At 60.1% G+C, this 16,444-nt stretch carries 11 protein-coding genes; 7 read left to right on the top strand and 4 right to left on the bottom strand.

Going from position 1 to position 16,444, the window contains the following annotated elements; all coding sequences use genetic code 11:
* Nucleotides 1-41: 41 nt before the first annotated feature.
* Complete coding sequence (locus ACBR42_RS11125; protein ID WP_371208092.1) at nucleotides 42-1,646, bottom strand: B12-binding domain-containing radical SAM protein; 1,605 nt, start codon at nucleotides 1,644-1,646, stop codon at nucleotides 42-44.
* A 405-nt stretch (nucleotides 1,647-2,051) separates the two neighbouring features.
* Between ACBR42_RS11125 and ACBR42_RS11130 the strand changes: the two genes are divergently transcribed.
* Together ACBR42_RS11130 and ACBR42_RS11135 are read left to right on the top strand one after the other, a co-directional pair.
* Nucleotides 2,052-2,357 (top strand): plasmid stabilization protein, encoded by a 306-nt coding sequence (locus ACBR42_RS11130; protein WP_371208053.1) that lies wholly within the window; start codon nucleotides 2,052-2,054, stop codon nucleotides 2,355-2,357.
* 182 nt (nucleotides 2,358-2,539) lie between these two features.
* A complete protein-coding gene (locus tag ACBR42_RS11135; protein WP_371208093.1) occupies nucleotides 2,540-3,340 on the top strand; it encodes a Ku protein in 801 nt (266 codons plus the stop codon).
* On the opposite strand, the gene ligD is transcribed toward ACBR42_RS11135, so the two are convergent.
* The 3 genes from ligD to ACBR42_RS11150 form a co-directional block, all read right to left on the bottom strand.
* Nucleotides 3,337-4,254 carry a non-homologous end-joining DNA ligase gene (ligD, locus tag ACBR42_RS11140; RefSeq protein ID WP_371208054.1) on the bottom strand — a complete coding sequence of 306 codons (918 nt, stop codon included), beginning with the start codon at nucleotides 4,252-4,254 and terminating at the stop codon, nucleotides 3,337-3,339. The genes ACBR42_RS11135 and ligD overlap by 4 nt on opposite strands.
* A 75-nt stretch (nucleotides 4,255-4,329) precedes the next feature.
* The gene (locus ACBR42_RS11145) at nucleotides 4,330-4,998 is read right to left on the bottom strand and encodes a DNA polymerase ligase N-terminal domain-containing protein (RefSeq protein WP_371208055.1); all 669 of its coding nucleotides are present in this window, start codon (nucleotides 4,996-4,998) and stop codon (nucleotides 4,330-4,332) included.
* A 2-nt stretch (nucleotides 4,999-5,000) separates the two neighbouring features.
* Nucleotides 5,001-5,849, bottom strand: coding sequence for a Ku protein (locus ACBR42_RS11150; protein WP_371208056.1), 849 nt, complete (start codon nucleotides 5,847-5,849; stop codon nucleotides 5,001-5,003).
* Between the two features lie 779 nt (nucleotides 5,850-6,628).
* Here ACBR42_RS11150 and ACBR42_RS11155 point away from each other — a divergent pair.
* The 5 genes from ACBR42_RS11155 to ACBR42_RS11175 all read left to right on the top strand — a co-directional run bounded on the left by ACBR42_RS11155 (nucleotide 6,629) and on the right by ACBR42_RS11175 (nucleotide 16,418).
* Nucleotides 6,629-7,330 carry a response regulator transcription factor gene (locus ACBR42_RS11155; RefSeq protein WP_371208057.1) on the top strand — a complete coding sequence of 234 codons (702 nt, stop codon included), beginning with the start codon at nucleotides 6,629-6,631 and terminating at the stop codon, nucleotides 7,328-7,330.
* Nucleotides 7,327-8,703: an ATP-binding protein gene (locus ACBR42_RS11160; RefSeq protein ID WP_371208058.1), complete on the top strand. Its 1,377-nt coding sequence runs from the start codon at nucleotides 7,327-7,329 to the stop codon at nucleotides 8,701-8,703. The genes ACBR42_RS11155 and ACBR42_RS11160 overlap by 4 nt, the downstream gene beginning before the upstream one ends.
* A 188-nt stretch (nucleotides 8,704-8,891) precedes the next feature.
* Nucleotides 8,892-9,944, top strand: a complete 1,053-nt coding sequence (locus tag ACBR42_RS11165) for an MdtA/MuxA family multidrug efflux RND transporter periplasmic adaptor subunit (RefSeq protein ID WP_243705340.1) — start codon at nucleotides 8,892-8,894, stop codon at nucleotides 9,942-9,944.
* Nucleotides 9,944-13,114, top strand: coding sequence for an efflux RND transporter permease subunit (locus ACBR42_RS11170; RefSeq protein WP_371208059.1), 3,171 nt, complete (start codon nucleotides 9,944-9,946; stop codon nucleotides 13,112-13,114). The genes ACBR42_RS11165 and ACBR42_RS11170 overlap by 1 nt, the downstream gene beginning before the upstream one ends.
* 1 nt (nucleotide 13,115) lies before the next feature.
* The gene (locus ACBR42_RS11175; protein ID WP_371208060.1) at nucleotides 13,116-16,418 is read left to right on the top strand and encodes an efflux RND transporter permease subunit; all 3,303 of its coding nucleotides are present in this window, start codon (nucleotides 13,116-13,118) and stop codon (nucleotides 16,416-16,418) included.
* Nucleotides 16,419-16,444 lie beyond the last annotated feature (26 nt).

A 16,444-nucleotide genomic window follows, 5' to 3' on the forward strand; every position in this document is an offset into this window, starting at 1 on the left:
CCCCTTTCCAAAGGGCTACTTTATTTCATGCAGTACAAAAGTTACGCCTCGATTGGCTGCAGGGGCTGGACGGGCTGGAGGGACGGCGGGGCCTGCCAGCGTCCTGAATCCACATTCCCGATTTCCTGATCGATTTCCTTGATAACCTGCCGCGAAAATGGACCAAGATGCAGGTAAAGGGCGCTCGTCATCACCACATAGGGCAGCGCCTTGGGGTTGTGCAGGGCGCAGTCCAGCAGCATGCGCCAAAACTGCCCTGCGGTTCCCGGTCCGGCCCGGTTGATCCGGAACAGCAGCCGGATGAAGCTGCGCAGATCACCCTTCACCATTTTATGGGTCCGCTCGCGCTTCAGCATGCGGCCAAGCCTGCGCACACGACCGAAATAGGCAACCGGATCATAGATCGCCTTGAGAACCGTCCTGTAGTCATTCAGCACGTCGCGACGCGGGCGCCTGGTCTCGAAGTTCAGGCCCGCCGTGCACTGGTCGCCTGATTGCGTCTGTTCACTGCCGGAAAAAAGACGTCCTTCCGCCAGCAGGCGGCGCGTCAACTGGGTCGTAGGCAGGGCGTAAAGCAGGCCGACCATGCAGACCGGTATGGACGTATCCTCGATACAGTCGATCATACCCTGAGCGACGCTGCCCTTTTCGCTGTCGAAGCCGACGATGAAGCCTGCATTGACGAAAATGCCCGCCTTGTGGATCGTCTCGATGCTCTGTTGCAGGCTGCGGCGCGTGTTCTGCTTTTTCTGCATAAGCACGAGGGAGTCCGTATCCGGGCTTTCGATGCCGACGAAGATGGCGAAGAAATTGGTGTCGGACAGGCTGCGCAGCAGGTCGGCATCGTCGGCAAGGTTGATCGATGCCTCGGTCGAGAACTCGAAGGGAAAGTTCTTCTCGTTCTGCCAGCGTTTCAGGTCGGGCAGGAATTTCTTGAGGGCCTTCTTGTTGCCAATCAGGTTGTCATCGACAAAATCCACATGTCCGCGATAGCCAAGCGCGTACAGGGCATCGAGTTCGGCCATGACCTGTGCATTCGTCTTGGTGCGCGGGACCCGGCCATACAGTTCGATGATATCGCAGAATTCGCAACTGAACGGGCACCCGCGCGAAAACTGGACGCCGACATGCAGGTACTGGTCCAGTTTCAGCAGGTCGAAGCGGGGCAGCGGGCTTTTTGTAACGTCCGTCTTGCCCATCGGGGCTTCAAACACACCTTCGCGCTCTCCCCTGCGCCAGGCCGCGATGAAATCAACCATGATTTCCTCGGCTTCGCCCAGAACCTGAAAATTCGCGGCCGCGTATAGCGCCGGGCTGGATGTGACATCGGGACCGCCAACCACCACCGGCTTGTTGGCGGCACGGCACATTTCAATGATATGAAGGGCATCGTTGCGCTGCGGCAGCATGCCGCCGGTCATCACGATATCGGCCCAGCCGAAATCGTCATCGTCCAGTTGCTCGGTATTGCGATTGACCAGCCGGACTTCCCAGTTTTTGGGCAGCAGGGCCGCAACGGTAATCAGGCCAAGCGGTGCGGCAGGATAGCGCGCGCCGGACAGATCGCAGGCTTCCTTGTAATTCCAGAACGAATTTGCATTGAAAAGCGGGAAGATCATCAAGACCTTGCAGGTGTCGGTCATTATGATGAAATCCTTCGATTTACCCCCTCTTCACGATCGAAACGGCCTCCCCGGTTGGTAGCAAGGTATATGCGGGCGGACTGATCCATTTCGGGTGAAATGGGAATATTCCGGCGAAGGGTCGTCATATGGATCTTCCATCTGGATGAAAGGGTGTTTCTACACCTCCTGCCCCGCAATAGCGATAGAAGAGCTTCAGGTCGGCAGGATACCATTTTTGCGAAATGTAACACAAACACGACTGTCCGGAGCCTGCCTTCCGCCCCTTACACTCGAAACGGTTTTCTTCCCCATACCATGCCGGCCATTGCGAAAACTTTTCCTGTCAGCCGACATTGTCATTGCAAAGGGGTTCTCCGTCTCCCCAAACGGCACCCCTGTCACTCGCGGGAAACGGGAGCATGGATCATGCCACGTGGAGACAAGTCCGCTTATACGGACAAACAGAAGCGACAGGCCCAACATATCGAGGAAAGCTACGAGCAGCGTGGTATCGGCGAGGAGGAGGCCGAGCGCCGCGCCTGGGCCACAGTCAACAAGGAGACCGGCGGCGGCAAGAAAAGTGGCTCAGGCAGGGGGCATGCCGTAACGCACGAACCCTCCCGCAGGGGCGGAAAGATCGGCGGGGCAGCCTCAGCCCATCGCCCGGCGGAGGAACGCTCCGCTTCCGCCCGGAAAGCCGCTGAAACGCGCCGGGAAAACGAAAAGCAATAGCGGAATACCTGTCCCGGCCGACCAGATACGTGGCGGCGTTCCCGCTTGGCGCGGTTGAGAACCCGGCGGCGTCGGGGCGGGAGCGAGCGCCCTGCCCACGAACAGGATGCCGATCAGGGATATGCAACGCGCCACCCGGTCAGGCATCAGAATCAGGCGGCATGAGCGGGAGGGACTGGACAATGGCAGGCAGGCCGTTCTGGGCTGGGCATCTCAGGCTCTCCCTCGTAACCTGCGCCGTATCCCTGATACCGGCCAGAACGGAAGCCGAGCGTATCCGCTTCCATATGATGAACCGGCAGACGGGAAACCGGGTGTTCGTTCAGTATGTGGATGCCGTAACCAGTACGCCGGTTGATGATGGTGATCTTGTAAAGGGTTATCCGTGCGGTGATGACCAGTATGTTGTGCTGGAGGACGACGAACTCGACGCCATTGCGCTGGAAAGCACCCGTACCATTGATATCGAATGTTTTGTGGATAGGGAGGCGATTGGCTGGGTCTGGTACGATACGCCACATTATCTGCTGCCGGATGATGAAATCGGCACCGAAGCCTTCACCGTCATCCGTGATGCCATGCGGCATACCGGCACGGTCGGCATTGCGCGGCTGGTTCTTTATCGACGGGAACATGCCGTATTGCTGGAGCCAAGGGATAACGGGATTGTGGTATGGACGCTCCGCTACGGTGTGGACATGCGCGATCCGGCGGATTCCCTTCCGGCGGGGGGCATCCCCGCCCCGAACAGGCAGGATATTGCGCAGCTTGGGAAGGTCATAGCCGGGCTTACCCGTCCCTGGAATGCGGCCATGGTCCATGATCCGGTGCAGGCGCGCCTGAAGGGAATCATTGATGCCCGCAGACGGTCGCGCAGAATCAGGCCAGTCAGGCGGTCCGAACCACCGGCGGAAGAAAAAATCGTGAGCATCATGGATACGCTCAGGGCAAGCCTCAAATCATCTGACAGGAACGGTTCCTAATGATCCGGCCGGGAAAGCATTGCTGTCGTGATCGGCTGACGCGCCGCTGGAAAATCCTTCCACGGGTCCGTGCGGAGTGAGGCAAGCCGTTCCATGGCGTTGTTTACCGTGAATTGCGCCGGACCGGTAATCGTATCCAGTTCTTCCCACCCAACAGGCATCGAGACCGGGGCACCGGTGCGGGCACGCGTTGAATAGGGGGATACGGAGGTCGCGCCCCGTTGATTGCGCAGGTAATCAATCAGGATTCTGCCATGGCGCTTCGCTTTGGACACAGTCGCGACAAAGCGGTCCGGACTGTCGGCTGCCATCGCCTGCGCCATGGTGTGGGAGAAGGTTTTTGCCGTATCCCAGTCGGCTGCGGGTTGCAAAGGCGCGACCACATGCAGCCCTTTGCCCCCGGACGTCTTGACGAATGCAGCCAGGCCACTGGCTTCAAGCCGTTCGCGCACTTCCTGCGCAGCCGTGATGACGGCCTGCCACTCAACCCCTTCCCCCGGATCAAGGTCCATGACCAGTGTATCGGGATGGTCCCAGTCGCGGCAGGACGCCCCCCACGGATGAATTTCCAGCGTTGCCCCCTGCACCAGCCCCATAAGGCCATCAAGCTCATGAATCCCGATCAGATGCCCCGCGGCATCTCCCATCGGGTCATCCAGCGGCACGATATGGGCGTTCATGCCTTTCCATGCGTTTTTCTGGAAAAAGTGCGGTCCTTCCATCCCCTCCGGGCAGCGCAGCAGCGCAAGTGGCCGGTCGATAATAAACGGCGCGATACGGGGCCATACCGCCGTATAGTAGTCGGCCAGCCCTGCTTTGGTAATACCGGCATCGGGCCAGTAAACCCGGTCGGGATGGGTCAGGGTGACAGTGCGTGCAGGTTGTTTTTCGGGCTGGGCCGATGATGTGTCCATGACTGGCATCTCACGAATGATCTCCTCAGCCGGTCTGTCGTCCCGGACACCGCGAAAGGCAGCATGCGAAGCCGGTTATCCGCCATCCACCCCGTGCTGCTCTCCTGACGGTATGGCTGGTGCCCGGGATGAAGAAACCGGCGTTTTTTCTGCTTTATCTATCCTTGGGAAAGGCGGCATGCCCTGCGCAATTTCGGTGATGGTCCGACCGCTTTTGACCGACAGGGGCTGTTCTTTGAGGATATCGGGATCATCCGCACTACGGGCGGCCTCATCATCGGCCTTGATCAGAAGCCAGTTGTCATGCCTGTCGCGTGGCCTGCCTTTCATCCGGACCAGATGCCAGTGCCCGGTGAGCTTCTGCCCGTGCAGTTCAAAATCAAGATGCCCCTTGGCCAGACCCTGTCCTGCGTCTCCTGCCGGGGTCCATGTGCCCCGATCCCATATGGCCACCGTGCCGCCCCCGTACTGGCCTGCGGGGATAGTGCCTTCAAAATCACCATAATCCAGCGGGTGGTCTTCCACCTGGATGGCCAGACGCTTTTCACCCGGCACAAGGCTTGGTCCTCTGGTTACAGCCCAGCTTTTCAGCACGCCATCCAGTTCAAGACGAAAATCATAATGCAGTCTTCGGGCATCATGCTTCTGGACAACGAAGTGCTGTCCTGCCACCTGCTGCCCTTCGCCTGCTGGTTCGTGCGTTTTGTGGAAGTCGCGCTTCTGGCGATAGGTATCGAGCGACACGGTCAGCCTGCCCTACGCCGGGTACGGGATGGGCGGGGACTGTTTTGGTCCCTGTGGGGCGATGGTGTGCCACTTTCTGGCATGCCGGCACTTTCACGCAGGGCGTCCAGCAGACTGACGACCCCGCCTGCTGCCGGACGCCGTGCGGGTCGGGGCTTTTTGCCGGCCAGTTTTGCCCGTACCAGATCCGTAAGAAGGGCCTCATAACGGTCGGTATGGTCTGCCGGTGTGAAATGCCCCTTTTTCGTTTCAATGATATGGGCTGCCAGATCCAGCATTTCCCGCGACAGTCTCCGGCCCGGAATATCGCGAAAAGCGTCCTGTGCCGGGCGGACTTCATCATCAAAGTTCAGCGTTGTTGCAATCAGCCTGTCATCGTGCGCCCGGATCAGCAACGTCCGCACGCGACGGAACAGGACTGTGGTGGTCAGGGCCGCGACCTTCTGGCGGGCAAGACTGGCGTGGATCAGTGCAAGGGTCGCTCCTGCCGCCGGTTCCGCCGGGCAGAGGTAATAGGGCCGGTCCAGATAGACATCGTCAACTTCGCTGCATCGCACGAAGGCGGAAAGCGCCAGCCTTCTGTCGCTGTCCGGAACGGCGGTGGCGATTTCCCCGGGCTCAAGCAGAATGATCTCGCCATCTTGCGTCTCGTAGCCCCTGACCTGATCGTCCCGGTCCACTTCAGTGCCGTCCTTGCTGTCGATATAGTGGCGATGCACCCGATTGCCCGTGCGACGGTTGATCAGATGCAGGGTAACCCGTTCGGAAGCCGGGACTGCCGCATAGAGGGCAACCGGACATGTGAGTTCCCCGATCGCAAGAATACCTTTCCAGCTTGCCCGTGCGACCATGGCGACACCTGCTGTTGGGATTATGTAAGTTATCTTACGCTGTGACTGTCTTTATCTGATGCATCGGGATGGCTGCCGGGTTCTTCTTGCCTGCTGTGCCCGTGATGCAATGCCTGTCCTCCATAACCTGCCGTATTTTCGGGCAGTCGGCGGCAGGTAAAGCTGCGGAGGCGTGACATGGGCTGTCCTTTCGGGCGCCATGAATCATGCTTTATGCCGCTATAAAGCATCGTGACCGGCGGGAGTTTCGCCGCAAAGGTATCAAACAGGGATCGCTTTCATCGCAGATGAGTTGTGGCTTCCATTAATGCGGCGCTGGGCCGCCCATTGCCTTGATGCGGTGGTTGTCGGCGTCATGAAGTGACATGGCCCGCTGTCATGTCTGCGACGCTGCAAAGTGCGGAAGTGAACTGTATGCCCACCGGGTGATGCTGAAACACGCAGAGTATTCATCCTTCCTTTTCTGGTACTGCCTCTGGGGGATTGTACAAAATAAATACAAAATGAATTAATCCGTTACATACAATATCACATAAACTTTCTTTTAATTCTCATGCTTTTTTTGTCATTTTTGAAATAAACATTCCTCCCCGCTTCTATCTGCTAGGCCGGAGTGACGGCATGATTATACTTTGCCCCATCGAATGAATGCGAATGTAATGGCGCGGAGTATCGGATTGATAGCAGGGCAGTCAGGCCATGATCTTCCATACAGGCAGGGAACAGGTGTTTCCCCGGCTGAAAAAGGGCGGAATTTCGTCCTTGTTGTGGAAGATGACATGGATATCCGCAACCTGCTGACACGTTTCCTGTCACAGCAGGGTTATGCGGTAGCGTCCGCCATGACGGCGACGGAGGTGCTGGCCGTCCTTGCTGGGCGCACGCCTGATATTGTCCTGCTTGATCTCATGCTGCCGCAGGAAAGTGGCCATGCCATCTGCCGCCTGATCCGCGAGCGGAGCGTTGCCCCCATCATCATGGTTACGGCTCTGGCCGATGTCCGTGACCGGATTGCGGGGCTTGATCTCGGGGCGGACGATTACGTCAGCAAGCCTTTCGATCTTGGGGAGCTTGCAGCCCGCATCCGGGCAGTCCTGCGTCGCCCGTCGGGTACCGTAGTCGCTGTCACGCACGAACCAAAGCATGGCTACAGCTTCGGAAACTGGACTTTCGTTCCGGAAAAACGCGCCCTTTACAGTACGGAGGGCATACGCATGACCCTGACCGGGGCTGAAACCGACCTTCTCCTGCTATTGTGGAACCATGCGCGGGAATTGCTGAGCAGGCAGCGGATTATTGAACTGCTCTATAATATGCCGGGGGCCGTTGAAGAACGCACCATTGACCTGCTTGTCAGCCGCCTGCGGCGCAAGCTGGCCCATGGCGGTCGCCAGCTTGAGATGCTGCGGACGGTACGTGGCGACGGCTATGTGTTCGACCCAGGCCCGGCAGCGTCCCACAAGGGGGCTGCCGACCGATGAAAACCCGCTTTTCCCTACTGCCCCGCACCGTTTACGGGCAGATGGTTGCGATCGTGATTTCCAGCATGATGGTCACCATTTTTGTTGTTGCCTTTCTGGTATTTGTGTTGCGGCCAACCGTGCCGCCCCTGCCCGAAGGACCATGGCCAAACGCGCTGGCCATTGAGACCGCCATTGACGCATTGCGTGCAGGCCCGCCCGAAATACGCGCAGTAATTGCACGTGGCATGTCTACGCCGGATGTATCGTTCCAGACGACCGGCCCCTTCCCCTGCGTGCCCATTCCGACCGAACATTTTTCGGTCCTGCTGCGCCGTATCCTCAAGGCGCAGATGAACAACCGGAATGCTGTCATCAAGGAATCCACCTGTGCCGCGGATTCCAGCGGTATGACCTCCACCCATATCGACATGCCGCGCGAGGGGATATTCATTACCGCCCATAACGGGATCAATCATCACCTGCCCCAGCTCATGCGTGCAACGCTGCCGCTGATCGTGTCGTTCCTGTCGCTGCTGGTCATAATGGGCACGCTGTCGTTGTGGAGCCTGTGGCGCATCAACCGCCCGCTTAAGGTACTTGCGAATAAGGCGGAAACCTTTGGCTATGACATTACGCCCGAACCGCTGACGGAACAGGGGCCTGTGGAACTGCGCCGCGTGGCCCGCGCCTTCAACCGCATGCAGGCCCGTATCGCGGCAGCAGCGGAGGAGCGCACCCGCATGCTTATGGCGATTGGCCACGACCTGCGCACGCCGCTTACCCGCCTGTCCATGCGGATTGAAATGGGGGGGGCGGATGCTTCGCCCGCGGCCCTGCGTAATGATCTGTGGCTCATGAACCGGATGCTGAACGGGGCACTGTCTTTCCTGAAGGGTCAGGGTGACACGGAACCGGCGGAACGGGTTGATATCGGCGCATTGGTGGAAAGTGTCTGCGCGGAATTCGAGGCGACCGGCCGGAATGTGATCTATCAGGGCGACCTGGGCCTGACCTGTCTGTGCCAGCCGGTGGCAGTTTCCCGCATGGTCAACAACCTGATCGACAATGCCTGCAAATTCGGTAGCACGGTGCAGGTTGATACAAGACGCAATGGCAATGAAGCCATTATCGAGGTCGCGGATGATGGTCCGGGCATCCCCACTGAAATGCACGATGTCGTCCTGCTACCCTTCGCGCGGCTGGACCCGGCCCGTAGTTCGGACGGTGGGCTGGGGCTGGGTCTGTCGATCATCCATGACATCGTGCAGCGCCATCGCGGCAGCCTGAACTTTCAGTCCAATCAGCCACACGGATTGCGGGTGTGTATCGCCCTGCCCCTTGACCCGCAGCGGTTCACGCACGCGCGCAGCCGGACACATTCAGTGCATTGATGCCCCTGCATCCACCAGGCAATACAGAGACGGATATAAAAAGAATGCAGCGTATTGATGATTTTACTTCGTCTACGGTTCCATGGAGTGGTGTTTCCGGTCGCACGGACCGGGGAATGCCGACCGGATGCCGTAACCTGACGGGCATGGCCCTGCTGGCGGCGCTGCTTGTGATCGGTTCCCATCCGATGCGGGCTGCTACAAAAGCGGTGGATGAAGGTATTCCCGTCTCTGTTGCGATCATAAAATCGGGCGACATGCCCGTGGTGCTGAGCGAACTGGGTACGGTTATTCCCGTCACCAATGTGACCGTGCAGAACCGCGTGGAAGGCTATCTGACACAGGTGCTCTTTACCGAAGGGCAGGAAGTGCATGAGGGTGACCTGCTGGCGGTCATCGACCCCCGCCCCTATGAGGCCGAACTGAAGCAGTATTCCGGGCAGCTTGCAGCCGATCAGGCCCAGCTTGACGAAGCGCGGATGGATAACGTCCGGTACCAGAAGCTGCTCAGACGCGACAGTATCGATACCCAGACGGCACAGGACCAGCAGTACAAGGTCAAGCAGCTTGAAGGCACGGTGGAAGCCGATCAGGGGCTGGTCGATACCTACAGGCTGGACATTGAATACTGCCACATCACAGCGCCGGTCAGTGGCCGTGTGGGCATCCGTGCGGTGGACCGGGGCAATTATGTGACTGCGGCACAGTCCGGCGGCCTTGCGGTCCTGACGCAGATGCAGCCGATTTCAGTTATCTTTACCCTGCCGCAGGACAAGCTTGGCATGGTCTGGAAACGGCTGCGTACTGCAAAGTCGCTGCCGGTCGAGGCATGGGACAGCACGGACACCACGAAGCTGACCGATGGCGCGGTCAGCAGTCTGGACAGCCAGATCGATACCTCGACCGGCACGGTCCGGCTGCGCGCCCTGTTTCCCAACAAGGACGAGGACCTGTTCCCCAACCAGTTCGTCAATGCCCACCTTCTGGTGGATACCGAGCATGATGTGCTGCTTGCCCCAGCCAGCGCCATCCAGTCCGGTCCCAATGGTTCATTTGTGTATGTGGTGCAGCCTGACAGCACCGTGGCCGTGCGTCTGGTCAAAACCGGGGTCAGTCAGGGGGATACGGTCGTTGTCACATCCGGCCTGAAGGCGGATGAGCAGGTGGTGACATCGGGCATCGACCGCCTGCACGCAGGGGCGAAGGTCACCATTCCCGCCACCACGACGCAGGGGGGATAATGAATCTCTCCCGTCTTTTCATACAGCGGCCCGTCGCCACCACGCTGCTCATGTTCGCGCTGATGCTGGCGGGTCTGATCGGCTATCGGTTCCTGCCGATTTCGGCCCTGCCGGAAGTGGATTATCCCACCATCGTAGTCCGCACTTTCTACCCCGGCGCCAGCGCGGATGTAATGATGACCTCCGTCACCGCGCCACTGGAAGGGCAGATGGGCGAAATGGCGGGGCTGGACCAGATGACATCCCAGTCCTCGGCCGGGGCGTCGGTCATCACGCTGCGTTTCGGGCTGACCACGTCGCTGGATGTTGCCGAGCAGGAGGTGCAGGAGGCCATCAACGCCGCCAATTCCCTGCTGCCAACCGCCCTGCCCGCGCCGCCCATCTATTCCAAGGTCAATCCGGCTGATACGCCCATCATGATCCTAGGGGTCACGTCCACCACCCTGTCCCTGCCTGAAGTGCAGGATTACGTGACGACACGCCTGCAGCAGAAAATCAGCGAGATTTCCGGCGTGGGTGAAGTGTCCCTGTCCGGTGGCAACAAGAAGGCTTACCGCGTCCGCGTGAATGTGCCCAAGGCCACCTCGCTGGGCATTGATCTTGATACGCTGCGCACCACGATCGGCAACGTGAACGTCAATTCACCCACCGGCAGCTTCAATGGCAAAAAGCTGAACCGCACCATCCATATCGACAGCCAGATTTCCAGTACTGACCAGCTACTCAATCAGGTTGTCGGCTGGTCGGATACCAGTCAGGGGCCGGTCAGGCTGCGCGATATCGCAACGGTGGTGGAAGGGGCGGAAGACACCCAGCTTGCCGGATGGTCGAACCAGACCCCGGCCATCATCCTGAACATCCGCCGCCAGCCTTCGGCCAACATCATCAACACCGTCAACGCCATCAAGGCCACGCTGCCATCACTGCAGCAGGATATGCCCGGCGGCGTCACCATCACGCCGCTGACCGACCGGACCACCACCATCCGCGCATCCGTGGCGGATGTGGAGTTCGAACTGGCTCTTGCGCTGGCGCTGGTTGTGGGCGTGATCTTCGTGTTCCTGCATGATCCATCGGCCACCGTCATTCCGGCGCTGTCCGTGCCGCTGTCCATTATCGGCACGCTGGCGGTGATGGATATGATGGGCTTCTCGCTCGACAACCTCTCTCTCATGTCGCTCACCATTTCGACAGGTTTCGTGGTGGATGATGCGATTGTCATGATCGAGAACATCGCCCGCTATATCGAGATGGGACGTGACCGGATGACCGCGGCGCTGGAAGGTGCTGGCGAGATCGGTTTTACCATCGTCTCGCTGACCATCTCGCTCATCGCCGTGCTGATCCCGCTTCTGTTCATGGGCGATGTGATCGGGCGGCTGTTTTATGAATTCGCAGTGACACTGGCGGTCACCATCATCCTGTCCGCCGTGGTCTCTCTCACGCTGGTCCCGATGATGTGCGCCCGTCTGCTCAAGGACAGGGCCCACGCCGTAACCAAGCCGCGCTGGGCACAGACGACCGACCGGCTGATCGTCTCGGTCATCGATGCCTATGACCGGGGGCTGACACGCGTGCTGCGTCACCAGCGGGCGACACTTGCCCTGTTCGTGGCGACACTGGCGCTGACCGGCCTGCTTGTGGCTGTCATTCCCAAGGGGCTGTTTCCTGAACAGGATACCGGGGTGATTCAGGGTGTGTCCGTGATGGATGCCTCCATCTCGTTCGATGCGATGCGTGAGCTGCAGCAGCAGTTGGGAGCAGCGATTGCAAAGGATGCGGATGTTGTCAGCCTGTCCTCCTATATCGGGGTGGATGGGGACAACACCACGCTCAACCGGGGGCGTTTTGAAATCAACCTGACGCCACATGACAAACGCAGCCTGTCGGCGGCAAAGGTGGCGCAGCGTATCCAGCGCGAGACAGCCGCCATAGCCGGTACGCAGCTTTACCTGCAGCCGGTGCAGGATCTGACATTGAACACCAATGTATCGGCTACCCAGTATCAGTTTCTGGTGGCGGATTCCGACACGAACCGCCTTGCCACATGGGTGCCGCGCCTGACTGACGCCCTGCGCAGGGAACCGGCACTGGCCGATGTCACATCCGATCTGCAGGCGCAGGGACTGGCGGCCAGTGTGACGTTGGACCGGGCCACGGGCGCACGCTTCTCGATCACGCCGGAAACTGTGGACAATCTGCTGTATGATTCCTTTGGCCAGCGTCAGATTTCCACCATCTATACCCAGTCCAATCAGTACAGGGTGATCCTTGAGGCCGAACCGTCGCTTCAGAACACGCCGGAGGCTCTGGACAGGCTGTATCTTGCCGCCAGCGGCAGCGGGGCCACAAGCACGTCCGGCCCGACCCGTGACCCGTCATCCGGCCTTGTGCCGATGAGTACGGTAACACGTATGACAGCATCCACCGCGCCGCTGCTGATTACCCATGTGGCGCAGTTTCCGGCATCGACCATCTCGTTCAACGTCGCACCCGGCTATTCCCTCGGTGCTGCGACTGATGCGATCGAGCGGGTGGAAAAATCGCTGCATCTGCCCGCCACCATGCAGACATCGTTTCAGGGCACGGCCGCCGTGTTTGCGGGCAGCATGAGCAACGAGGCCTGGCTGATACTGGCGGCCCTTGTTGCGGTCTATATCGTGCTGGGTGTTCTGTATGAAAGCTTCATCCACCCGCTGACCATCCTGTCCACCCTGCCCTCGGCCGCCATTGGCGCGCTGCTGGTGCTGTGGGTATCGGGGTCCGGGCTGGATGTGATGGGGGTGATCGGGATCGTCCTGCTGATCGGCATCGTGAAGAAGAACGCCATCATGATGATCGATTTCGCGCTGGAGGCCGAACGGGTGGAAGGCATGGATTCCGTGCAGTCCATAACCCGGGCGGCCCGGCTGCGTTTCCGCCCGATCCTGATGACGACGCTGGCCGCCATGCTGGGGGCCATTCCCATGGTGATCGGCACCGGAACGGGATCGGAACTGCGGCGGCCGCTGGGTTACGCCATTGTGGGTGGTCTGGCTGTCAGCCAGTTGCTGACACTGTTTACCACGCCGGTCATCTACCTGTTCATGGAGCGGGTGCGCCTGCGCTTTGCCGCCTTCCGCGCCCGCCATACGTCCCCGCCGCCCGCGCCTTCCGGGGGGGCACGCTGACATGTCGATCGTCGCCCTGTGCATAAAGCGTCCGATCGGCACCACGCTTATCGTGATCGGCATGATGATTGCCGGTGCCATCGGCTACTGGCTGCTGCCTGTATCCGATCTGCCCAATGTCGACCTGCCGGTCATTCAGGTGCAGGCCCAGCAGGCCGGTGGCACGCCCGAGCAGATTGCCAGCACGATTGCCGAACCGCTGGAGCGGCATCTGGGCACGATTGCCGGGCTGAGCGAGATGACATCGCAATCCGTGACCGGGCAGGTCAGCATTGCCCTGCAGTTCGACACCTCCCGCGACATCAACAGCGCCGCGCGTGACGTGCAGGCGGCCATCGTGGCCGCGCGCGCGGACCTTCCCGCCACCCTGCGGCAGAATCCGACCTATGTCGAAGCCAATACCGCTGGCATGCCGGTCATGGTTCTTGCGCTCACTTCGGCCACCAGAACGCCCGCGCAGGTCTATGACGTGGCGACCAATGTGCTTGAACAGCATCTGTCCCAGATCAGTGGCGTGGGGCAGCTCATGCTGGGTGGGGCGGCGCTGCCTGCCGTGCGGGTGGAACTCAACCCCCTCGCCCTGTTCAAATACGGCATCGGGTTCGAGGATATCCGTGCTGCCCTGTCCTCCGCCAATGCCAATACGCCCAAGGGGTTCCTCATTCGCGGCAGGCAGCGCCTGATCCTGCAGACCAATGATCAGGTTCATGGCGCGCAGGATCTCAAGGGTCTGATCGTGGCCTATCGCAGCATGCGTCCCGTGCGGCTGGAGGACGTGGCACAGGTGACTGACGGGGTGGAAAATGTCGAAAATGGCGGATTTTTCAACCGTAAGCCTGCTGTTCTGGCCATTGTCTTTCCCCGTGCGGGGGCCAATGTGGTCCAGACCATCAATCAGATCAGGGCGCAGTTTCCGACCCTGAAGGCCGCCCTGCCCGCTGATGTGGAACTGCATGTCGGCATGGACCGCTCCGCCACCATTCAGGCGGCCCTGACCGATACCAAAAGCACGCTGGTCCTGTCGGTCCTGCTGGTGGTTGGCGTGGTGCTGGTGTTCCTGCGTTCACCGCGCACGACCATCGTACCCGCCCTGGTCATTCCCGCATCGCTGGTCACGACCTTTGGCGTGATGAAGCTCATGAACTATTCGCTCGACAGTCTCTCGCTCATGGCTCTGACCATTGCGACGGGCTTCGTGGTGGATGACGCCATTGTGGTGATCGAGAATATCAGCCGCCATATGGAACAGGGGGCGAGCCGCGCCGATGCCGTGCTGCAGGGCGCGCAGGAAGTGGCCTTTACCGTGCTGTCAGTTTCCATATCACTGGTGGCGGTGTTCCTGCCCATTCTCATGCTGGGGGGGCTGATGGGCAGCCTGCTGCATGAGTTCGCCGTGACCATTTCGGTGACTGTGCTTGTCTCCATGGTGCTGTCGCTTACGCTTACGCCCATGATGTGCGCGCGTATCCTGCCATCGGGCGCGGTGCGGGCCGACCGGCAGCCAACCTCCTGGTCACGCCTGTCAGCGCGGATGGAACGGGCCTTTGCTTACGTGGAAAACGCCTATGGCCGCTCACTGGGGGCGGCCCTGCGCCATCGTAGGCTGGTGCTGCTGTCGCTGCCCGTAACCATCGGGGTGATGGGACTGCTGTTCGTAATCATGCCCAAAGGTCTGTTCCCGACCGAGGATACCGGCATGATGATGGCGCATCTCGTCGCCGATCAGGCCACCTCCTTCGATGAGATGCTGGCGAAGGTCGATCAGGTGGAAAAGAACATTATGGAGAACGGACAGGTCTCCGGCGTGACCGGCTTTGTTGGTGGCCGCAATTCCAGCAACCAGGCCAATATCTTCATTGACCTGATCGACAAGGCGCAGCGTAAGACCACCATCAGCCAGACACTGGCCGATCTGACCCATCGCACGCATGATCTTGTGGGCGGCCAGTTCATTGCCATGCTGCCCAGCCTGCTGCCCTCGGGCGGGCGGCAGGCCAACGGGGCCTATCAGTACACATTGCAAAGCGATGATGCGGCGACGCTGTATCACTGGATTCCCCGCCTGCAGGCGGCATTGCAGAAGCATGCGGAACTGCGGGATGTCTCATCAGACGTGCAGCAGGGCGGACTGTCCACCAATGTCATGATCAACCGTGACGTATCGGGGCGGACGAGCCTGACCCCGCAACTGATTTCCAACACGATTTATGACGCCTTTGGCCAGCGTGCGGCTTCGGTCATCTACAACCCGCTGAACCAGTACCGGGTGGTGATGAACGTGCTGCCGAAATACTGGGACAATGCCGACATCCTGCAACAGGTATGGGTCAGCACATCGGGCGGGACCGCCAGCGGCAGCACGCAGAGCAATACGATCAAGGTGACATCCTCTTCCACTACGTCCACCACTTCATCCTCGCTCAGCAGCCAGTCCTTTGCCAACCAGATCCAGAACAGCCTTGCGGGCGGCAGCGGGGCTTCCAGCGGGTCAGCCGTCTCCTCCACGGCGGAAACGATGGTCCCGCTTTCGGTCGTGTCCAGCATGCAGTCCGCCACCATGCCGCTTAGTGTGAACCATCAGGGGCAGTCGCTGGCGGCGACACTGTCGTTCAACCTGGCGTCCGGCGCGTCCATGTCCGACGCCTCGCGGATCATTAATGAGGAGATCGCCCGGTTGCAGGTGCCAGCGACCGTGCACGGGCATTTTGCAGGCACCGCCGCCCAGTTCCAGAGTTCCGCCAGTAACGAACCGCTGTTGATTGTGGCGGCACTGGGTGCTGTCTATCTGGTGCTTGGCATCCTGTATGAAAGTTATGTTCACCCGCTGACCATTCTCTCCACCCTGCCCTCCGCTGGTGTGGGGGCGTTGCTGGCGCTGTACCTGCTGGGGCAGGAGTTCGACCTGATCGCGCTGATCGGGCTGATCCTGCTGATCGGGATCGTGAAGAAGAACGCCATCATGCTGGTTGACTTCGCCATTACCGAGGAGCGCAACCACAACCGCACGGCACATGACGCCATCCATACCGCCTGCCTGCTGCGCTTCCGCCCGATCATGATGACGACCATTGCCGCCGCCATGGGGGCGCTCCCGCTGGTGGTGGGTAACGGTTATGGGGCCGAGCTACGCCGCCCGCTGGGTATCGCGATCATGGGGGGGCTGCTGTTCAGCCAGATCCTGACGCTTTACACGACGCCGGTCGTGTACCTGTATCTCGACCGTCTGGGCCAGTGGGGGCGCCGCCGCCTTCCCGCCTTTTTCCATGCCATTGCGCGCGCCGTGCGCCCTGCCCGTTCCTCGTGAGCGTGATGACGTATCAGGACAGTTCC

This window comes from Komagataeibacter sp. SM21 (assembly GCF_041402665.1).
GTDB lineage: Bacteria > Pseudomonadota > Alphaproteobacteria > Acetobacterales > Acetobacteraceae > Komagataeibacter > Komagataeibacter saccharivorans.